This window comes from Enterobacter sp. DC4 (genome assembly GCF_000568095.1).
Lineage (GTDB): Bacteria > Pseudomonadota > Gammaproteobacteria > Enterobacterales > Enterobacteriaceae > Enterobacter > Enterobacter pseudoroggenkampii.
In genome coordinates, this window is sequence record NZ_AZUB01000007.1 from 1 (window position 1) to 20,633 (window position 20,633).

Consider the following 20,633-nt stretch of genomic DNA (forward strand, 5'->3'; position numbering starts at 1 on the left):
GTTAGCGCGAGAAGAAAAGTGATAAACGTTTCGATGGAAGGCATCTTGGTTGAGTCCGGATAAATATTTCTGCTACGTTACCTCAGTCCGATTCGAGCCGAAAGTGGAATATACTGCAGCGTCTGCTCCTGGCACAAAGCAGACATTCTTACTCACATCTATCCCCCTCACTTTTCCCCCACCGCCGCGCTCGCCGACAGCCCCGCCACCAGTTCAACCCCCTCCGGTAACCTGTCGATATGAATGCGCACCGGTACGCGCTGCGCCAGCCGCACCCAGCTAAAGGTAGGCTCGACGTCGGGCAGACCCAGCCCGCCCGTCTCGTCGTTGCTGTCCCCAATCCCGTGTCCGATGCTCTCCACGTGCCCCGTGATGACCGGCTCGTATCCCATCAACACAATCTGCGCGGCATCCCCAACGCGAATATGGCGCAGCTTGGTCTCTTCAAAGTACCCCACCACCCAGAAGCTGTGGGCATCGACGATGGCGACCTTTGTCTCCCCCGCCGTCGCGTAGTCTCCGGGCCGCAGCCGCAGGTGCGTAACGTACCCCGAAACCGGCGCACGGACGGTGGCGTGCGCCAGATTAAGCTCAGCCAGATCCAGCGCGGCCAGCGCGCCGTGATAATTGGCCGCCGCGACGTTCGCCGCGCTGCCGGTTTGCTGCAAGTCCTCGCTGGAGATGGCGTTTTTAATCAGCGTGCGGCGGTGGGCCGAATCCTGGCGCATCAGCATCTCATGGCGTTTCGACTCCACATCAGCCTGCGCGCTTGCCACCGCCAGCTTGAGCCAGCGCGGATCGATGGTGTAAAGCACATCGCCCCGATTCACCCACTGGTTATCCCGAACGGCCACGCTGATGACGGGCCCGGAGACGTCCGGCGCAATCTGCACCACATCCGCACGCACGCGCCCGTCGCGGGTCCACGGCGTTTCTGCGTAGTGTTTCCACATCATAAACGCCAGAAGCGTAGCCGCCGCGACGACGCTCAACGTCAGCGCATACCGAGCCAGTAAAGAGAGCAGTGATTTCATGACAATAACCCCAACGCGGTCAGACCCTGCATCAGCAGAAAAAAGGTGACAATCCAGGTTGAAACATCCATCAGCGGGCGAAACGGCAAGCGCCGGTAGCCCCTGCTAAGAGAGAAAAGCGCGACGAGGCTTAGCGTGCAGACCAGCGCCGCGAGGGCGACCGTCAGCAACCCCGGGATAAAAACCCCGCCGATATTGAGATCGTTAACCATGGTCTGGCTCCCGTAATGCACAGTGCAGATCCACCAGCCTGAAGACAAACTGGCGCGTATGTTCATCTGCCGCAGGCAGATGGCGCTCGACAAGGGTGACGATGCGTTCCCGTAAGGCGTCACGGTCTGCGTCGTTTATCCTATGAACAAGTGCGTCAACCTCCCTGCCGGGCGGTGCGTCACTGCGGCGTAAATGCATGACCGACAGCCCCAGACGCAGCGCGTGTAACAGCCGATCGAGCGCCTGGTCTGGCGCGCGCTCGCTGCGCTGCAGTCGCGGCAGCAACAGGGCGGTTCGGTCCATCATCAGGTTGATCCAGTGCGTTTCGTCAACCCGCAGCGTGCCCTTCACGCTGCGGCGAATGTCGCGCTGGCAGAGGTTCAGCAGACGCGTGATGGCACCATCCGCCTGTACGGTTTGCAGCAGGCTCATGCTGATGACGGCAAAGCCGGTGGAGGCAAATAACGCAATGGCGGTGTTGGCCGCGACGGCGAAGTCTCCGCTGTATTGCGCCCCCAGCTCGCACAGAATGGGCAGCGTCAGGGTGATGCCCATCGCCATAAACGTGGTAGGCGGGCGCGCCTGAAGCGACCCGGCCAGCAGATACGCCGGGGCCAGCACCGCCACCAGCACCGGGAAATCACTCACCAGCGGCAGCAGCGCAAAGCTGTAGAACAGGCTAATTACCACGCCCCAGAACGAGCCAATGATGTATTTCACAATGTGGGGGGCCGGGGTGTCGAAGCTGCCAAACAGCGTGCAGCAGACCCCCAGGATAGACACCGCCGTACCGCCATCCGGCCATGCTGAGAAGATCCAGACCAGACAGCCGCTCAGGATAATAGCGAAAGCCCCCAGCGCCGTGCGGGCCGCGGTAAGAGGATCGCGGTGGAAAACGTAGCCTTTAGCCGCGCGGGTTTGCCTCTCCCCAAAGACGGGTTTGGCATGGTGGATGGCGCTGGAAAGGCGCTCGCACTGCTGCAGAAGCGCGATCGCCTCCGTGAGGTAGCGGATAAAACTGACCAGCCGCGCGTCGTCAAACGTCTGCGCCTGCGCGGCATACCGATCGATGAGAAGCGCACAGCGGAGCCGCAGCGCCTCTGCCGTACTGCTGAGGCTAGCGCCTTCACCGGCCACCCAGGCCTGAACATCCTCCAGCAAGGCCTGCACGTCGGCGGGCAGGGTTCCGATCGCTGGCATGCGGTCGTGCAGTTCACAGTTGACGATAACGAGCCGCGCCAGCCGGTCGTGAATCGCTTTTCTGGCCTGCCGCACCGGGGCGGAGAGGGCAAAATCGTACGGAATATGGTGGCTTATGCCCTGCAGGAACTGCAGCGCCAGGGCCAGATGCAACGGGCCGGAAGCCGCATCGGGCTTGCCCGCTAAGGTATCCGCCACCCGCTCGCGCGTGGCCTGTAGCGTCTGGGATAATTTAGCGTTGAACAGCCCTGATACCCGCGCGGGCAGCACGTAGCGGTGAATCAGCGCCGCGCAGAAAATCCCGATCGCGATCTCCTGCACGCGGACAATGGCGACGTTAAAGATGCCGCCGGGATCGGATACCGCGGGAAAACCAATCAGGCTCGCGGTGTAGCCCGCCAGCACAAAGGCATAGGCCCGGGGCGTGCGCTCCAGCAGGGAAAGCCACAGGCAGAATACGATCCAGCCCGTCAGCACAATGCTGCACAGGATCGGCGTATTCGCGAAGGTGGGCACAATCAGAACGGTCGCGCTGGCCCCGACAACCGTACCGGCCAGCCGGTAGAGGCTTCTGCTGAGCGATGCCCCGACCGACGTTTGCGACACGATGTAAACCGTAATAATCGCCCATGAGGGGCGTTCGAGGCCGATAGACAGCGCGAGGTAATAAGCGAGCATCGCCGCGGCGAAACTCTTTGCGGCGTAGATCAGCGCCCCCGCGTCGTTTTGCAGCGCGGCGGGCAGGCGCACGGGATAAGAGAAGACGTTTTTCATGCCGGAATTATTACCGGCTTGCAGACCCGCTTAAATACTCTATTCTGTCAAAAAATACCTGAATGTTGCCAGAATCGTGAAGCCTCAATCTGCTACTACGCTGTATGACCCCGACTCTACCGCCAGCCCGGCGGTGGCGCGTCATCTGGACTTCGTGGACTACGCCGCGGAAGTGCCGGTACATACCCACCGCAAGGGCCAGCTGATTATTGCCCGGTACGGTGCGGTCAGCTGTTACGCGGAGAATGACATCTGGATCGTGCCGCCAGACTGCGCCGTCTGGATCCCAGGGGGGATCCCGCACAGCGCCAAAGCGACCTGGAACGCGCATCTGAACTATCTGTTTATTGAGCCCGGCGCGGCGGCGCTGCCGGAGAGATGCTGCACGCTGGCGATCTCGCCGCTGATCAAGGAGTTGGTCGATCGCCTAACCCGCGAGGGCGTTGATTATCCCCCCGACGGCCATGTCGCCAGGCTAATCAGGGTCACGCTTGATGAGCTTGCCAGCATGCCGCAGCAGAAGCTGAGCCTGCCGGTCTCAACCGACCCGAAAATTCGCGCCATGGCCGACGCGCTGGTCAGCCGCCCTGAGGACCGAAGCACCCTTAAGGAGTGGGCGAAACGGCTTGCCCTCAGCGAGCGTTCGTTTGCACGCCTGATGCAGCGCGAGACCGGACTGAGCTTCGGGCGATGGCGCCAGCAGCTGCACTTGATTATTGCCCTACGGGAGCTGGCAAGCGGCGTGCCGGTCCAGAACGTGGCGACAACGCTCGGGTACGAATCCGTGAACGCGTTTATCACCATGTTCCGAAAAGCGATGGGCAGCACGCCCGCCCATTACTTTGCCGAACGGAAAAACAGCGGCCGTTAACCCGGCCCCTCGCTCCCCGCCGCCAGCAGCGGCACCACCACGTCGCTGATGGGCACCGCAATGCCGTGCTTGCGGCCGTAGCGCTGGATCACGCCGTTACGGATATCCCACTCCATCGGACGGTTGGCCTGACGGTCCGCCAGGATCGACGTGCCGAGGTCCTCAGGGGCACGCTGGAAGTTCGCCAGAATCTCCTGCGCTACGTCATCGTTCAACTTCGCCCCTTCCGCGCGGGCGACAGTAAGCCCCTCGTGCAGGTAGGCCAGTGAAAGTTCGCTGATATCCTCGCGCCTGAACATCCCGGCGCGGCGGTTGGCCAGCACCATCAGCCCGGCGACCGCGTTTTGCAGCAGCTTGCGCCAGGCGACGGTGGCGAAATCTGCCGAGAGTGCAACTTCACAGCGCGTACCGCGAAGCGCCTCCACCACCCGCTGCGCCTGCGGCATGTCCGGCAGCGTCAGGCGCGGCTTCGCCCGCAGCCAGACGGAGGCATCCGGCTCGCGCTGCGCCGGGAACCAGACCACCGACGGCAGCACCGTCGCGCCACTGACCAAAGGCTCAAGCTGAGCCTTCTGCTCAACGCCGTTTTGCAGGGCGCAGACCACCGTATTTTCATCGCACAGCGCGCGCAGCCACCCGGCGCTGTCGGCATTTTGCGTCGTTTTCACCGCGATAAACACGAGGTCCACGGGGCGCGCGATGGCTGTCGGATCGGTTAATACCGGACCGGGCACCACCGTTTCACCCTCATCGTGGCGCAGGCGTAACGCCGCGTGTGCGGTCCGTCCGCAGAGCAGCGGCGTGCGGCCAGCGTCATGCAGTACTGCGGCAATGGTGGTGCCAATCGCACCGGGTCCTATCAGCGCAATCGTTGGATAGTCAGACATGAGTCACTCCCCTTTTGCTAAGCCTGCTATCAGTTATACCACCCTGAGACGAGCACGCCACACCCGTTGTCTATACTCAACACTCTACAGACAACGGAGTGCGCCATGCCTTTACCCGATTTCAAATCCTCTGAACCGTTCACCCTTGGCATCGAGCTCGAACTGCAGGTGGTTAACCCGCCGGGGTACGATCTGAGCCAGGACTCCTCCGCGCTCATCGCCGCCGTCAAAGACGACATCAAAGGCGGTGAAGTCAAACACGACATCACCGAAAGCATGCTCGAAATCGCCACCGGCGTGTGTCAGACCATCGATCAGGCGGCGGCACAATTCTCAGTGATGCAGCAGAGCATCCTGCGCGCGGCGGCGGAGCAGCATATCCAGATCTGCGGCGGCGGGACGCACCCGTTCCAGAAATGGCAGCGTCAGGAGGTGTGCGACGATGAGCGCTATAACGTCACGCTGGAGCGCTTTGGCTATCTGATTTTGCAGGCAACGGTATTCGGCCAGCATGTGCATGTCGGGTGCCGGACCGGGGATGACGCGATTTACCTGCTGCACGGCCTGTCGCGCTTCGTACCGCATTTTATCGCCCTGGCGGCCGCCTCGCCGTATATGCAGGGCACGGACACGAAGTTCTCCTCGTCGCGGCTCAACATCTTTTCAGGGTTCCCGGATAACGGCCAGATGCCGTGGGTCAACAGCTGGCAGGAGTTCGAGGGGCTGTTCCGCCGCCTGAGTTCCACCAGCATGATCGACAGCATCAAAGATCTGCACTGGGATATTCGCCCCAGCCCGCATTTTGGCACCGTGGAGGTGCGGGTGATGGATACGCCGCTGACGCTCGGCCACGCGATTAACATCGCTGGGCTGATCCAGGCGACGTCCCACTGGCTGCTGACCACGCGGCCTTATAAGCATCAGGAAAAAGATTTTCTGCTGTACCGCTTTAACCGTTTTCAGGCGTGTCGCTACGGGCTGGAGGGGATCCTGACGGACGTGCACACCGGCGAGCACAAAACCGTGGCGGAAGACATTGCCTGGCTGCTGGAGCAGGTGACGCCGTCGGCCGAGAAGCTTGGCGCGACGAGCGCAATTAATGAAATTGCCCTGCTGTTAAAGCAGGGCAAGAGCGAGGCACAGCGCATGCGGGAGTTTATCGCCGACGGCGGCTCGCTGATTTCTCTGGTGCAGAAGCACTGCGAGCTGTGGGCGACGAGTCCGTAAGGCCGTGGCCCCACTCGCGCAGGCGCTGGAACAGCACGAACAGCGCGGGGATGAACAGAATCCCCACCACGGTCGCCACCAGCATGCCGCTGAACACTGTGGTGCCGATGATGCGGCGGCTCTGGGCACCCGCCCCGGTCGCCAGCATCATGGGCAGAACGCCGATAATGAACGACACGGCGGTCATCATCACCGCCCGGAAACGGCGCGAGGCCCCTTCCCGCGCGGCATCAGCAATCTCCATCCCGTCCATGCGCCTCGCGCGGGCGAACTCCACGATCAGAATCGCGTTCTTGGCGGCTAGGGCTATCAATAGCACCAGACCAATCTGCACGTACACGTCGTTGGCATAGCCCGCCCTCCACAGCCAGACCAGCGCCCCGCCGATGGCGAACAGCACCGAGAGCATCACGCTCGCCGGGAGCGTCCAGCTCTCGTACTGGGCGACGAGGAACAGCCACGCCATCACCACCGCCGCCAGCACGATCCAGATCGCCTGATTGCCGGTCTGCTGCTCCTGGTACGACATTCCGCTCCAGGCGTAGTCGTATCCGGCCGGCAGGCTTTCCGCCAGAATCTCACCCATCGCCGCCATCGCGGTGCTGCTGCTCACCCCAGCCGCCGCCGAGCCGCTCACCGACACCGACGGGAACTGGTTGTACTGCTGCAGGAACGGCGCGCCGACGGTCGGCGTGATGGTGACGAGGTTGCTCAGGCGCACCCGCTCGCCGCTGTTGCTACGCACGAACAGCTCGCCGATCTGCTCTGCGCGCTCGCGCCACTGCATCTCGTTCTGCATCACCACGTGGTAGACGCGGTTGTTGATGCTGAAATCCCCGGCGCGCGTGCCGCCAAAGGCGGTTTGCAGGCTGCTGAAGATGCGCGATACCGGCACGTCGAGACGCGCGGCGCGCTCGCGGTCGACGGTCAGCGTCAGCTGCGGCACGTTGCTGCTCCAGGTGGTGAACACGCGGCTCAGCTGGGGATGCTGGTTGGCTTTCGCCAGCACCTCGCGGGTGACGCGCTCCAGCTCCGCCGGGCTCTGCCCCGCCTGGGCCTGGATGCGCAGGTCGAAGCCGGAGGCGTTGCCCAGCCCCGGCAGCGTCGGCGGCGCGAAGGTCATGATGGTCGCCTCCGGCAGAGCCAGCAGCTGGCGCTGCAGGGTACCCATCACCTCCTCCAGCGGCGGGCGCTCGCTCCAGTCCTTCAGCATGATGGAGATAAACCCGCCGTTGGAGGCGCTGGTGCCGTTGAGGATGTTAAACCCGGAGACCTGAATCACATCCTCCACCGCCGGATTTTTGGCGATCAGCTCCCGCGCGGTGGTCATCACCGCCTCGGTGCGCTCCAGCGAGGCCGCTTCCGGCAGTTGGACGCTGGCGAAGAAGTAGCCCTGATCTTCCTGCGGCAGGAAACCTTTTGGCATCGACGTAAAGCTGAACAGCACGACTGCCGCCGCGCCTGCGGTGGCCAGCAGCGCCAGCCACGGACGTAGGTTTAAGACATTCACGATGCGGGTGTAGAAACCGCGCGTGGCGTCCAGCCCGCGGTTAAAGGCGCGATAAACGGCCGCTGGTTTCTCCGGGCGCGGACGCAGGAGCATCGCGCACAGGGCGGGCGTCAGGGTCAGCGCCACCAGGCTTGAGAGCGTAACGGCAGTCGAGAGCGTCACCGCGAACTGGCGGTAAAGCTCGCCGACAATCCCCGGCAGGAACGCCACCGGCACAAACACCGCCAGCAGCACCAGCGTCGTCGCGATCACCGGCCCGGCGATCTGGCGCAGCGCCAGCGCGGTCGCCGCCGTGCGGCTCTGCCCTTCCGCCATCAGCGTTTCGACGCTCTCCACCACCACGATGGCGTCATCCACCACCATGGTCAGCGCCAGAATAATGGCGAACAGGCTCAGCGTGTTGGCGGAGTAGCCGAGCGTATAGAGCACGGCAAACGTCCCCACCAGCGACACCGGAATGGCGAGCGCGACGATAAGCGTGGCGCGCCAGCTTTGCAGGAACAGGGAAACGACCACCACAACCGCCAGCATGGTGAGCGCCAGCGAGACGCCGATCTCTTTAATGGTGGCGGCGACAAAGGAGGTGGTGTCGAATTTCACCTCGTAGACCAGGTCGTCCGGGAAGCGCGTCGAGAGGCGCTCCAGCTCCGCGCGCACCGCGTCGGCCACGCGCAGGGCGTTGGCGGACGGCGTCGGGTAGATACCGAGGTAGGCGGAATCGTGCCCGTTCAGCTGCGCGCCGGAGCTGTAGCTGCGCGAGCCGAGCTCGATGGTGGCGACGTCCTTCAGGCGCACCAGCTGGCCCATCTCCCCCGCGCGGATGATGATGTCGGCAAACTCGTCGGCCTGGCTTAAGCGCCCCAGCCCGTTGATGGTCAGGGTCTGCTGCTGGCCGTTAAACACCGGCGGCGTGCCCACCTGACCCGCCGCGCCCTGCACGTTCTGCTCGCGCAGCGCCTGCGCCACGTCGTCGGTGGTGACGTTCAGGGCGTTCATACGGTCCGGGCGCAGCCAGATGCGCATGCTATAGTCGCGCGCGCCAAACATCTGCACCTGCCCCACGCCGGGCAGACGCGACAGCGCCTCGCGCACCTGGGTGCTGGCGTAGTTGCTGACGAACAGCGGCGTGTGGGTGTTATTCGGTGAGTAAAGACTTACCCCCATCATCAGGTTGGTGGCCCGCTTGCGCACCTGCACGCCGTTTTGCTGCGCCTCGGTGGGCAGCTGCGCCACGGCCTGCGCCACGCGGTTTTGCACGTCGATGGCCGCGAGATCCGGATCGGTACCCGCCGCAAAAGTGATGTTCAGGCTGTACGTGCCTTCGTCCGAACTGGTGGACTCCATGTAGAGCATATGATCCACGCCGTTCAGCTGCGTCTCTAGCGGCGTGGCGATGGCCTCCGCCACGTCAGCGGAGCTGGCACCCGGCCAACTGGCAGAGACGTTCACCACCGGCGGCGTGATCTGCGGATACTGCTCCACCGGGATAATCTTCAGCGCAATGGCCCCCAGCAGGGTGATGACCAGCGCAATCACCATCGCGAAGCGCGGGCGTTTGATGAAAAACGTCAGCATGATGGCTCCTTAATTCAGTATCTGGACGGCAGCGCCGGGCTGCACGCGCTGCGCGCCGTCAGTAATCGCTCGCTCACCGGGCTTCACGCCGGATGAAATCTGGAACTGCTGGCCAATCTGTCCGGCGACCTTCAGCGGGCGCATTTCGGCGTTGCCGTCGGCGTTAACCACCCAGGCAAAGAACCCGTCGCCGTTCTGCTGGACCGCGGCGGCAGGCAGGGTCAGCACCGGCTGCTCGCTTGCCGGTCGCAGGGTCACGTTTACGTTGCCGCCGGGCAGGAGCTGATGGCGCGGATTGGCAAATTCGGCGCGCAGCATCACGCTGGCGGTGCGCGGGTCGATGCGATTGTCCACCGACGTCAGCTCGCCGCTGACGCGCTGGCCGTTGCTATCAATTAATGCCTGCCAGGCCTGCTTCATGGCGCTGATATCCGCATGCTGTCCGGCTTTGGTCGCAAACGCCCCCTCTTCCAGCGCGAAGGCGATGCGGATCGGGTCGAGCTGAACCACCTCCACCAAAACGCCGCTCGCCGGGTTGACCAGGCTACCCACGTGGAAGCTGCTGTGCCCCACGCGGCCGTCAATCGGCGAGGTGATGCGGGTGTAGTTCAGGGTGACGCTGCGGGTGTCGAGGCGGGCTTTGGCCTGCTCCAGCGCGGCGCTCGCCACGTCCCGCTGCATGCGGGCATTGTCCACGTCGTGACGGCTGATGGCGTTGCTGCTGCCCAGGCTTTCAAAGCGGGAAAGCTGCTGCTGCGCCTGACGCAGCGTGGCTTCGGCGCTTTTCACTTCGGCCTGCGCCAGGCGCAGGGCGGCGCGCGGCTCGGCGTCGTCCAGCTCAAACAGCACGTCGCCTTTTTTCACGTACTGCCCGTCGCGGAAGTGGATTTGGGTAATCACGCCTTCCGTGCGGGCGCGCAGCTCAACGGTGTGGATGGCTTCGATGCGGCCCGGGATCTGGCGCTCGGCGGCATGGGCGGTCTGCTCCACGGTGGCGATGCGCACGGGGATGGCGGCGGCGAATACGGGTTGCAGGGTACTGACAAGAAGTGCAAACAGGACCGGGAATTTCATGGGAGTACCTCAGCGTTGTTTCTCCCCTCACCCCGGCCCTCTCCCCAAAGGGGCGAGGGAGAAAACCGTGCCCAAGGGAGAGTACCAGACTGTCCCCTCTCCCCTATGGGGAGAGGGTTAGGGTGAGGGGTAAGGTTTTCGTTATGCAGCCTTACGGAACCTGCGGGTCAGTCGCTTCTCGATTTCGACGACGAAGAACATCACGCCTGCAACGGCCAGGGTCACAAACCAGTAGCGCAGCGGCAGGGCTTCGGTGCCGAACAGCATCTGCATAAACGGCAGGTAGATAATCGCTGCCTGGAGCAGGAACAGCACGCCCGTCACCAGCCAGATCCCTTTGTTCGCCAGCAGGCCGCGGTTCAGGGAGAACCCTTCAGTGTTGCGGCAGTTAATCATGTACACCCACTGGGCGCAGACCAGCATCTGCAGCAGCACGGTGCGGATGAACTCCGCGCTGTGGCCGCGCGGCGCCAGCCAGGCTTCCAGCGCAAAGGCGGCAATGGCAATCATGGTGCCGACGAAGGCCACGCGCCAGACGGCGTAGGCGTCCATCACGTGCTGCCCGGTCTGACGCGGCGGACGGCGCATGATGTTGCGCTCGGCGGCCTCAAAGGCCAGGCCGAAGGAGAGCGTGGCGGAGGTGGCCATGTTCATCCACAGAATCAGCACCGGCGTCAGCGGAATGATGTTCCCCGCCAGCAGCGCAATCACAATCAGCAGCCCCTGCGCCAGGTTGGTCGGCATGATGAACAGGATGGTCTTCTTCAGGTTGTCGTAAACGCGACGCCCCTCTTTCACCGCGCTGGCGATGGTGGCAAAGTTATCGTCCGTCAGGACCATATCCGCCGCCTCTTTGGTCACTTCCGTACCCTTGATGCCCATCGCGATACCCACGTCCGCCTGACGCAGTGCCGGGGCATCGTTCACGCCGTCACCGGTCATGCCGACGATTTCACCTTTGTCCTGCAGCGCTTTCACCAGGCGCAGCTTATGCTCCGGGCTGGTACGGGCGAAGATGTCATACTTCACCGCGGCGTCCGCCAGCGCGGCGTCGTCCATCTTCTCCAGCTCGTAGCCAGTGACCGCCTGCTCGCTGTTGGTGATTCCCAGCATCTGACCAATGCTCATCGCCGTCTGCGGGTGATCCCCGGTGATCATCTTCACGCGGATCCCCGCCTGCTGGCAGGCGTTAATCGCGTCAATCGCTTCCGGACGCGGCGGATCCATCATCCCTGCGATGCCAAGGAAGATCAGGCCGTGGCTCAGGTCATCGTGCGTCAGCTCCTGCTCGCCGTTCGCCGGCCTGAACGCCGCGGCGACCATGCGCAGCCCCTGACGCGCATAGCGCTCCATCTCGCTTTCCCAGTACGTGCGGTTGAAGGCTTCCGCACCGTTGCGGGTCTGCTGCTCGGCGCACAGAGCGAAAATGACGTCCGGCGCGCCGGTGATCAGGATCTGCTCCTCACCGCCAATCTGGTAGTGGGTGCTCATGTACTTGTACTGCGAGTCAAACGGGATCTTGTTAACCAGCGTGGTCACGACAGGCTCGAGGTTAGCCTTCGCCGCCAGCACCTTCAGCGCGCCCTCGGTCGGCCCACCGGTGATGCCCCACAGCCCGCGATCGTCCTGAATCAGCTGGCTGTCGTTACACAGGTCGATGGTGCGCAGGTACTGCTCCAGCACGGTGCCCGGCTGGATCTGTACCGGCTCGTCGCTGCCTTCCAGGTATATGTTGCCCACCGGCTCGTAGCTGTTGCCGTCCACACGGTAGCAGGCGTCGGCGGTGATGATGGCTTTAACCGTCATCTCGTTCATGGTCAGGGTACCGGTTTTATCCGAGCAGACCACGGTCATCGCGCCCAGGGTTTCAACCGTCGGCAGCTTGCGGATAATCGCCCGCTTGCGCGCCATCGCCTGCACGCCCAGGGAGAGGATGATGGAGATAATGGCCGGCAGACCTTCCGGTACGGAGGCGACCGCCAGGCTAATCAGGGAGAGCAGCAGCTCGCCCATTGGGATTTCGCGGAATACCAGGCTGAAGACAAACAGCGCGGCCATCATCGCCAGAATAATGGCGAAGATCGCTTTACCCAGCTTGTCCATCTGCACCAGCAGCGGCGTGCGGTGCTTTTCGATACCCGCCATCATCTGGTTGATGTGGCCGAGTTCCGTATCCTGACCGGTCGCGGTGACCACACCGACGCCGCCGCCCGCGCTGACTGTCGTCCCGGAGAAGACCATGTTGGTGCGATCGCCCAGCGGTAATTCACCGCTCAGCGGATTAACGTGTTTATCCACCACGGTGGATTCACCGGTCAGAATCGCTTCTTCCACGCGTAAATTATGCGCTTCAATTAAACGCATATCCGCCGGAATACGATCCCCCGCGCGTAATACAATAATATCGCCCGGGACTATTTCAGTTGTGGGGATTGTTTCATGATTACCGTTACGAATAACGCGCGCCTCGCTGGCGAGCATATTACGAATACTCTTCAGGGATTTTTCCGCGTTGCTTTCCTGAATATGGCCAATTAAGGCATTGATTACCGCCACGCCCAAAATAACCAGCGTATCCACCCAGTGGCCCATTACTGCCGTTAATACGGCGGCGGCCAGCAGGACATAAATCAGCACATCATTAAAATGGGCCAGGAAACGCAGCCAGGCGGGTTTGCCTTTTTTCTCCGGCAGTGCGTTCGGCCCTGATTTTTGCAGACGCGCCTGCGCCTCCGCACGATCCAGACCGCTGGCCTGGCTCTGCGCGTGTGCAAGCACCTGCTCTGCGGTCTGCTGGTATGCCAGCCCGCCGGAAGGCGGCATGTTTGGGGACAATTTTTTTTCGGTCATCGTATTTTTCCTTCAATATCCGGTGAACTGAAGCCTGAATTCCTTTCGGGCTTAAATAAATTCATTTTAAAGTCTTGCGGGTAAAATTGATCTACCGCAATATAATGACTTCTCGGTTATTCAAAACTGATTAAAACTATTTCGATGAGCTGATTTTTACAAAATATTTCTAAACCAATACTAAACGAGGGGGAACCATGTGGGGTATTTATCGCGGGCGCAGACTGGTGTTATACGTTATCGCGGCCATTGTTATTGCCACGTTAATTGGTTATAGCACCTATACATTTGTAAAATTATTTTCCTGATGCGGACGTTTATTTACATAACGCGATATTAATATAAACGCCGGATCGTATGTTGTTATTAATTCGCAGTAATAATGTCTTTGTTTTATTCAAAAAGGCCAGCGGGGCTGATATTGCTTTACGTTACAGAATGCCGGACAATGACATTTTTAACTGACGATTAACATTACGATGAAACACCCGTTAGAATCGCTGCTTACGGCGGGGGGCATTTTATTGCTGGCCCTGCTTTCGTGCCTGCTGCTCCCTGCGCCTTCGCTTGGGCTGGTGTTGGCGCAAAAGCTGGTTCAGACCTTTCACATGGTCGATCTTAACCAGCTCTACACCATTCTGTTCTGCGTGTGGTTTTTACTGCTCGGGGCGATTGAATTCTTCGTGCTGCGTTTCGTCTGGCGACGCTGGTTTTCACTGGCGTCCTGAGCCCATAAAAAAGCCGGGTGGCGGCTACGCCTTACCCGGCCTACACGCGACAGATTAATGTGTCTGGCTATGGTTCTCTTTACGGTACGCACCCGGCGGCTGGTTGAACGTACGGGTGAAGATGCGGGTAAACGTCTGCTGCGAGTCAAACCCGTAGCGCAGGCAGATGTCGTACACCCGGGCGTCGGATTCTCGCAGATCGCGCGCCGCCAGCAGCAGCTTACGTTCACGGATATAACGCCCCAGGCTCTCCCCTTTGTACTGCATAAACAGCCGCTGCAGGTGCCACTTCGAGTAACCCGCGTGGCGGGCAATCTCTTCTATACGTAATGGCTGATGCAGATTGTCGTCGATCCATTCGACGATAGTGTCGATGACTTGAGCGGAAATGGTCATACTGCTGTCCCCCTCTGCTTCTCGCTTAAACATTATTCCCACCACGCACGAAAGGTTTGTGCGCTGTCGCTTACCCTGACGGGCTCGCCCAGTTCCGGCGTCAGCAGCCGATAATTTTTATCCTTGCTGGCTTTTGCCAGCTGGATCAGCGGATCGTTCCAGGCGTGTTTCGCCAGCACGAAGCGTCCGTTATGCCCGGGCACCACGGCTTTCGCGTTGAGATCCGCCGAGGCCTGCGCCGTTTCCTCCGGCAGCATGTGGATGTACTTCCAGTCCTGGTCGTACTGGCCGTTTTCCATAATGGCTAAATCCACCTCGCCAAACTGCTCTCCGATAGCCTTAAAGTGCGGGCCGTAACCGGAATCCCCGCTGTAATAAATCTTCTGATCTGGCGTGACGAACATAAAGCTGCCCCACAGGGTGCGATCGCGTTTAATGCCGCGCCCGGAGAAGTGACGTGCTGGCAGAACATGCACCGTCACTTCATCGCTGATGCGTACCGACTGGTTCCAGTCGCGCTCGTCAATAATCTCGGGCTTCATTCCCCAGTAGCGCAGGTGGGATCCCACGCCCAGCGGCGTCACCACGCGCTTCACCTTCGGCAGTAGCGCCCTGATGGTGGCGTAATCCAGATGATCGTAGTGATCGTGCGAGATAATCAGCAGGTCGATCGCCGGCATGCGTTCAGCGCGCCACGGATACTCGCCGGCAAAGGCCTTATTGAGGAACGAGAACGGCGCGGCATAGTTGCCAAGAACCGGGTCAATCAGGATGCGTTTGCCCGCGAGTTGCAGGTACCACGAGGAGTGACCGAGCCACACCAGGGTGTCCTGCTCCAGCGGCAGGCTCGCAAGATCGGTTTTCACCAGCGGAAGCGGCCGGGCCGGGCGGGCGTTTTCGGTTTTTTTGGTCAGAAATTCCCACATCGCGACCAGCATGTTTTTGTCACCGTTATAACCCGGCGTCGGCAGCGTATTGTGGAATTTCCCCTCGCGATACTGAGGGGAGGCCTCCACTTCAGTGAGCTGCTCACCCTGCGGCGGCTGGCCGAATCCGGCATTCAGAACAAACGGTAAACTCGCAGCTGAAGCAATAATCATGATTAACACCACGCAGATGAAGAGAGGTTTTTTCATATCCTGACCCGAAAACGCGCCCCATCCGATAGCGTGCGCAGGGTAAACTTGATTATGAGTGAGTAAGCACTCATTATAGATATGATGATAAAGTCGTCAAGACGTTTTCGATCTTTGACATTCCGCGTTGCAGCGTGTCAAAGCACGTGTTTCAATCAGGGTTTTAACCATTGACAGGGGGAACAATTTAGTGGCACGTCCGAAGAGTGAAGATAAAAAACAGGCCTTACTGGAAGCCGCAACGGCGGCGTTTGCACAGTCAGGTATCGCCGCCTCAACGGCGCTCATTGCCCGTAAGGCGGGCGTCGCCGAAGGTACCCTGTTCCGCTACTTTGCTACGAAAGACGATCTGCTGAATGCCCTCTATGTGCATCTGAAGCAGGATCTCTGCCAGACCATGCTGGCGAACCTCGATCGCACCATCACGCTGCCTAAAGAACATACCCGCAATATCTGGAACAGCTATGTGGACTGGGGTATACGTAACCCCGTTTCTCATGCGGCGATCCGCCAGATTGGCGTCAGTGAAAAGCTGAGCGTCGAAACGGAACAGGCGGTGAAAGATATGTTCCCGGAACTCCATGAGCTGTGCCGCCGCTCGGTGCGCCCGGTGTTTATGTCGGATGAATTTAAAACGTTTGGCGATGCACTTTTCTTATCGCTGGCTGAAAGCACGATGGAATTTGCCACCCGCGATCCGTCCCGCGCCGTTGATTTTAAAGCGCTCGGCTTTGAGGTGATGTGGCGCGGGCTTGCGTATGAGGACGCCAATGGAGAGTAAAGCCTTACAGGAGCACGCTATGCGTGTGGCCCTGGAACTGCCGTTCACCGAACACTGCTGGCCGTTCGGGCCGGAGTTTGACGTCTTCAAAGTGGGCGGAAAAATTTTCATGATTGTGGCCGTCGCGCACGGGCGGCCGCACGTCAGCCTGAAGTCAGACCCGGAGAAATCACTGTTAAACCAGCAGATCTACCGCGGGGTAGAACCCGGCTACCATCTGAGTAAAAAGCACTGGATTTCCCTTTACGGCACTGACGACGTGACGCCGGAACTGGTTACCGACCTCATAAATGACTCCTGGCATCTGGTGGTGGATAAGCTGCCGAAAAAAGACCAGAAGTGGATTAGGCCAGTCTGATTGTTCGTCTGAGACGAACAGATTAAGCGCTCGAATTGCACTTATCTTTTGCCGCTTCGCGCGGTAATCTGCTTTCCTTTCGCGCCCGCGAGCGGGCGAATTTCATCACCAGGAGTTGTTATGGATATCATTTCTGTCGCCCTGAAACGCCACTCCACCAAGGCGTTCGACGCAAGCAAAAAACTGACCGCGGAAGAAGCGGAAAAAATCAAAACCCTGCTGCAGTACAGCCCGTCCAGCACCAACTCCCAACCGTGGCACTTCATTGTGGCCAGCACCGAGGAAGGAAAAGCGCGGGTGGCGAAATCCGCGGCAGGCACCTATGTGTTCAACGAACGCAAAATGCTGGATGCATCTCACGTGGTGGTGTTCTGCGCGAAAACCGCGATGGACGATGCCTGGCTGGAGCGCATTGTCGATCAGGAAGAAGCCGACGGTCGCTTCAACACCCCGGAAGCCAAAGCCGCGAACCATAAGGGCCGTACCTACTTTGCCGACATGCACCGCGTGGATCTGAAAGATGACGACCAGTGGATGGCGAAGCAGGTTTACCTGAACGTCGGCAACTTCCTGCTGGGCGTGGGCGCAATGGGCCTGGACGCGGTACCGATTGAAGGTTTCGATGCCGCTATTCTCGATGAAGAGTTTGGCCTGAAAGAGAAGGGCTTCACCAGCCTGGTGGTGGTGCCGGTTGGGCATCACAGCGTGGAAGATTTCAACGCCACGCTGCCGAAATCTCGCCTGCCGCTGAGCACGATTGTGACTGAGTGCTAAACCTTACTGGCACGCTGGATCCCGGCGTGCCAGCCATCAATAAAGCGTGATCTGCGGATGCTTAACCCCACATACCAGCGCATATCGCGTTAACGTATCAAGACTCGCCCGGGTGATATTGGCTTCCATTCGCGATACCGTTGGCGCGCTGACGCCCATTCGCTCTGCAACCTGAGCACGCGTCAGGCCAGCATGATTACGCCATTGTGCCAGCATCTCCTGCAAACGTTCTTTACGGGCTTCCGCATCAAAAGACGCCTTTACTTCCGCATAACTTAACAGCTCGGTTCTTAATTCGTCCCAATCAATAATCTTCTTGCTCATCCAACATCTCCTGTTGTCTTTTCAGCGCCAGACGAATCTCAGCAGAGGGTGTTTTTTGCGTCTTTTTGATAAACACACGCAACAGGAAAATCGTCTTTTCCCGCTGGTACACATAGATCCCACGGCTATGGATCGCCCCAACGGTTCTGATTTCAAACAAACCATAGGGTAAGGGCTTGCTGTCGGGTTCTCGTAGTGCTGTCGGGTGAGTGCGTAATTTATCAAGTTGGCGAATCAGCTTCGCCTGTACCTCTGCTGGCAATGCGAGAATTTCTTCTCTGACGGCCTCATGAACGATAAGTTTGAACACGATTTTTCATCCCTGATGATATTAGCATATAAGACAATTTGCATTAAAGGCTAATATTGCCTTTCATGACGCACTTTATACGCTTCAACCAGGCTAAACCGAAACCGTGCTTATTCCCTGAAAGCCCCTCGCAAAAAACTATTTCCCCTGCGCCGCCAGCCACCCCATCGCCCGCTCTCCCGCCTCATCTACCGGCAGATACACCAGCAGACGCGACCCGTTTCGCGGCGCGGAATACCAGTACATCTGCTGCAGCGTAAACTCCCCCAGCTCGGGATGGGTAAACAGCTTGAGCTGGTTCTCCACGCCGCGCACGTCGTTACGCTGGTGCCACAGTGTTTTAAACTCTTCGGACACCGCAAAGAAGCGCGCCAGTTTGGCCTCCCACAATGGGTCACCCCGGTGCTCGGCCATCGCCGCGCGGAAATAGGAGACAAAGATGGGCAGCACGTCGTCGCGTCTGCCGAGGCGCGCGCGCCACGCCGGATGGGTGAGGAACAGGTAAATACAGTTGCGATCTTCCGGCGGGATTTCATTGAAATCCACCCCCATCAGGTGGCCGAAGCTGTCGTTCCACGCCACGATGTCGAAATTGGGCTTCTGGATGCTGGCAGGTTTTGGCAGCAGGGTGTCGAGCAGGCGGCGTGTGCCTTCGCTGATGCCCTCGCAGCAGACCGCCTGGGGTGCTTCACCCGGCGGCAAACCCGCTAATACAAACAGATGCCGGGCCTCGGTCGGGGTACATTGCAGCGCTTTTGCCACGGCCGCCATCACCGCGCTGGACGGATTGACGTCCCTGCCCTGCTCAAGCCAGGTGTACCAGGTTACGCCCACGTCAGCGAGCATCGCTACCTCTTCCCGACGCAGACCGGGCGTGCGGCGGCGACCGCTGCGCGGCAGGCCTAAGCGCTGCGGATCGAGGCTTTCACGCCGTGCGCGTAAAAATGCCCCCAGCTGTTTTCGGGTGTCATCCTGAAGTGAGACGACGGGTTCAGACATCAGCGCCATAAATCCCCCTGCATGGTAGTGCCAGTACCAGTATAAGCAAGAACTGGTACCCGTTTATCTGATGGTAGATGCTACGACCATCTGTTGAATGACGCAATGGAGTTACCATGAATACGTCAGTTGTTTCACCGGGTCGCGCTGGCCTGATATTGCTGTTAACCGGCCAGATGCTGCCGATGATTGATACCTCAATCACCAACGTGGCGCTGGACGCCATTACCCATTCACTGCACGCTACCGCCACCGAGCTGGAGCTGATCGTCGCGCTCTACGGCGTGGCCTTTGCCGTCTGCCTCGCGCTCGGCAGCAAGCTGGGGGATAATTTTGGCCGTCGCCGTCTGTTTATGTGGGGTGTGGCGAGCTTTGGTCTGGCCTCGCTGCTGTGCGGAATGGCGGGGAACATTGAACAGCTGCTCGCCGCGCGCATCGTTCAGGGCGCGGGTGCCGCACTGATCATGCCGCAAATTCTTGCCACGCTGCACGTGACGCTGAAAGGTACGGCGCATGCAAAAGCCATCAGCCTGTTCGGCGGCATCGGCGGGATTGCGTTTATCGTCGGGCAGATGGGCGGGGGCTGGCTGGTGTCGGCGGATATCGCCGGGCTGGGCTGGCGTAACGCCTTCTTTATCAACGTGCCGATCTGTCTGGTGGTGCTGGCGCTGAGCCGCCGCTTCGTACCGGAAACCCGTCGCGAGACGCCGTCACGCATCGACTGGCCGGGTACCGTGTTGCTGGCCATCATGCTTTGCTGCCTGCTGTTCCCGATGGCGCTCGGCCCGCAGTGGCACTGGTCCTGGCCGCTGAAGGCGATGCTGCTCACCCTTGTTCCGCTGGCCTGGCTGATGGCGCTGAATGCGCGCAAAAAAGAGCGTGAGAATGCCCACCCGCTGATCCCGCCGCGCCTGCTTGCGCTTCGCAGCGTTCGCTTTGGCATTCTGATTGCGATGCTCTTTTTCAGCGTCTGGTCCGGATTTATGTTCTGTATGGCACTGACCATGCAAACGGGTCTGGGGATGGCGCCGTGGCAGTCCGGGAACAGTTTTATCGCCCTTGGCGTGACCTACTTTGTTTCGGCGTGGTTCGCGCCGCGGCTGATTGCCCGCTACAGCACCAGCACCATCCTGCTGACGGGTCTGGCGATCCAGATTACCGGCCTGCTGGCGCTGATCGCCACGTTCCGCGTTTGGGGCATGGAGAATACCGCCCTGACGCTGGCACCCGCCACCGGACTGGTGGGCTACGGGCAGGCGCTGATCGTGAACAGCTTCTACCGCATCGGGATGCGCGACATTCAGCCTGACGACGCGGGGGCCGCGAGCGCTATTTTAAGCACGCTGCAGCAGGCCGCGCTGGGGCTTGGCCCGGCCATTTTTGGCGCAATTTTGCTGCACGCGCTGCAAAACCATCACGGGGATTACACCCAGGCGGTTAACGTCTTCCTGATGGTGGAAACGGCCATGATGGTGGTGCTGGCTCTGGCGACGCTGCGCATCCGCCATAGCCTGTGCCTGCCGGTGGTAAAGGTCTGCCAGGCCGTCAAATAAGTTCGTGAATTTGCATAATAGATCCGCAGCCGCCATTATGGGGCTGCAAAAATACAGGA

General features: G+C 60.2%; 19 protein-coding genes. 7 read left to right on the forward strand and 12 right to left on the reverse strand.

The features are described from left to right. Window positions 1–167: 167 nt before the first annotated feature. Genes P349_RS05960 through P349_RS0124560 form a run of 3 tightly spaced genes read right to left on the reverse strand, consistent with a single transcriptional unit; the run spans window position 168 to window position 3,221 of the window. On the reverse strand, window positions 168–1,034 hold the full coding sequence (locus P349_RS05960) for an efflux RND transporter periplasmic adaptor subunit (RefSeq protein WP_032664179.1): 867 nt from the start codon (window positions 1,032–1,034) through the stop codon (window positions 168–170). Continuing rightward, window positions 1,031–1,246 carry a DUF1656 domain-containing protein gene (locus P349_RS05955; RefSeq protein WP_024906912.1) on the reverse strand — a complete coding sequence of 72 codons (216 nt, stop codon included), beginning with the start codon at window positions 1,244–1,246 and terminating at the stop codon, window positions 1,031–1,033. The genes P349_RS05960 and P349_RS05955 overlap by 4 nt, the downstream gene beginning before the upstream one ends. Continuing rightward, window positions 1,239–3,221: an FUSC family protein gene (locus P349_RS0124560; protein ID WP_032646235.1), complete on the reverse strand. Its 1,983-nt coding sequence runs from the start codon at window positions 3,219–3,221 to the stop codon at window positions 1,239–1,241. Before P349_RS0124560 ends, P349_RS05955 begins: the two co-directional genes overlap by 8 nt. A gap of 76 nt (window positions 3,222–3,297) precedes the next feature. Between P349_RS0124560 and P349_RS05950 the strand changes: the two genes are divergently transcribed. Beyond that, on the forward strand, window positions 3,298–4,092 hold the full coding sequence (locus tag P349_RS05950; RefSeq protein ID WP_032646234.1) for an AraC family transcriptional regulator: 795 nt from the start codon (window positions 3,298–3,300) through the stop codon (window positions 4,090–4,092). On the opposite strand, the gene P349_RS05945 is transcribed toward P349_RS05950, so the two are convergent. Then, window positions 4,089–4,979, reverse strand: coding sequence for an oxidoreductase (locus P349_RS05945; RefSeq protein ID WP_032646233.1), 891 nt, complete (start codon window positions 4,977–4,979; stop codon window positions 4,089–4,091). The two genes, P349_RS05950 and P349_RS05945, sit on opposite strands and share 4 nt — an antisense overlap. 105 nt (window positions 4,980–5,084) lie before the next feature. Between P349_RS05945 and P349_RS05940 the strand changes: the two genes are divergently transcribed. Then, window positions 5,085–6,206, forward strand: coding sequence for a YbdK family carboxylate-amine ligase (locus tag P349_RS05940; RefSeq protein ID WP_032646232.1), 1,122 nt, complete (start codon window positions 5,085–5,087; stop codon window positions 6,204–6,206). Here the strand turns inward: P349_RS05940 and P349_RS05935 are convergent. From P349_RS05935 to P349_RS05925, 3 genes are all read right to left on the reverse strand, one after another. Next, the gene (locus P349_RS05935) at window positions 6,136–9,291 is read right to left on the reverse strand and encodes an efflux RND transporter permease subunit (protein WP_032646231.1); all 3,156 of its coding nucleotides are present in this window, start codon (window positions 9,289–9,291) and stop codon (window positions 6,136–6,138) included. The two genes, P349_RS05940 and P349_RS05935, sit on opposite strands and share 71 nt — an antisense overlap. Window positions 9,292–9,300: 9 nt before the next feature. Next, window positions 9,301–10,365, reverse strand: a complete 1,065-nt coding sequence (locus tag P349_RS05930; protein ID WP_032646230.1) for an efflux RND transporter periplasmic adaptor subunit — start codon at window positions 10,363–10,365, stop codon at window positions 9,301–9,303. Window positions 10,366–10,506: 141 nt separating this feature from the next. Next, a complete protein-coding gene (locus P349_RS05925; RefSeq protein ID WP_032646229.1) occupies window positions 10,507–13,215 on the reverse strand; it encodes a cation-transporting P-type ATPase in 2,709 nt (902 codons plus the stop codon). 479 nt (window positions 13,216–13,694) lie between these two features. Between P349_RS05925 and P349_RS05920 the strand changes: the two genes are divergently transcribed. Then, window positions 13,695–13,943, forward strand: coding sequence for a DUF1158 domain-containing protein (locus P349_RS05920; protein ID WP_013097677.1), 249 nt, complete (start codon window positions 13,695–13,697; stop codon window positions 13,941–13,943). A gap of 54 nt (window positions 13,944–13,997) precedes the next feature. Here the strand turns inward: P349_RS05920 and P349_RS05915 are convergent, their stop codons facing one another. Then, window positions 13,998–14,339 (reverse strand): RamA family antibiotic efflux transcriptional regulator, encoded by a 342-nt coding sequence (locus P349_RS05915; protein WP_010428317.1) that lies wholly within the window; start codon window positions 14,337–14,339, stop codon window positions 13,998–14,000. A 32-nt stretch (window positions 14,340–14,371) separates the two neighbouring features. Next, entirely contained in the window at window positions 14,372–15,475 is a 1,104-nt protein-coding gene (locus tag P349_RS05910; protein WP_032646228.1) for an MBL fold metallo-hydrolase, read from the reverse strand. 190 nt (window positions 15,476–15,665) lie between these two features. Here P349_RS05910 and P349_RS05905 point away from each other — a divergent pair, with 190 nt between their 5' ends. From P349_RS05905 to nfsB, 3 genes are all read left to right on the forward strand, one after another. Beyond that, the gene (locus P349_RS05905; RefSeq protein WP_024906903.1) at window positions 15,666–16,256 is read left to right on the forward strand and encodes a TetR/AcrR family transcriptional regulator; all 591 of its coding nucleotides are present in this window, start codon (window positions 15,666–15,668) and stop codon (window positions 16,254–16,256) included. After that, window positions 16,246–16,614 carry an MmcQ/YjbR family DNA-binding protein gene (locus P349_RS05900; RefSeq protein WP_024906902.1) on the forward strand — a complete coding sequence of 123 codons (369 nt, stop codon included), beginning with the start codon at window positions 16,246–16,248 and terminating at the stop codon, window positions 16,612–16,614. The genes P349_RS05905 and P349_RS05900 overlap by 11 nt, the downstream gene beginning before the upstream one ends. A 120-nt stretch (window positions 16,615–16,734) precedes the next feature. Continuing rightward, window positions 16,735–17,388 carry an oxygen-insensitive NAD(P)H nitroreductase gene (nfsB, locus tag P349_RS05895; protein ID WP_032646227.1) on the forward strand — a complete coding sequence of 218 codons (654 nt, stop codon included), beginning with the start codon at window positions 16,735–16,737 and terminating at the stop codon, window positions 17,386–17,388. Between the two features lie 36 nt (window positions 17,389–17,424). Here the strand turns inward: nfsB and P349_RS05890 are convergent, their stop codons facing one another. The 3 genes from P349_RS05890 to P349_RS05880 form a co-directional block, all read right to left on the reverse strand. Beyond that, window positions 17,425–17,712 (reverse strand): helix-turn-helix domain-containing protein, encoded by a 288-nt coding sequence (locus P349_RS05890; RefSeq protein WP_032646226.1) that lies wholly within the window; start codon window positions 17,710–17,712, stop codon window positions 17,425–17,427. Next, on the reverse strand, window positions 17,693–18,022 hold the full coding sequence (locus P349_RS05885) for a type II toxin-antitoxin system RelE/ParE family toxin (protein ID WP_032646225.1): 330 nt from the start codon (window positions 18,020–18,022) through the stop codon (window positions 17,693–17,695). Before P349_RS05885 ends, P349_RS05890 begins: the two co-directional genes overlap by 20 nt. 138 nt (window positions 18,023–18,160) lie before the next feature. After that, window positions 18,161–19,030 (reverse strand): helix-turn-helix transcriptional regulator, encoded by an 870-nt coding sequence (locus tag P349_RS05880; protein WP_032646224.1) that lies wholly within the window; start codon window positions 19,028–19,030, stop codon window positions 18,161–18,163. A gap of 107 nt (window positions 19,031–19,137) precedes the next feature. On the opposite strand from P349_RS05880, the gene P349_RS05875 reads away from it, so the two are divergent. Beyond that, window positions 19,138–20,574, forward strand: a complete 1,437-nt coding sequence (locus P349_RS05875; RefSeq protein ID WP_032646223.1) for an MFS transporter — start codon at window positions 19,138–19,140, stop codon at window positions 20,572–20,574. Window positions 20,575–20,633 lie beyond the last annotated feature (59 nt).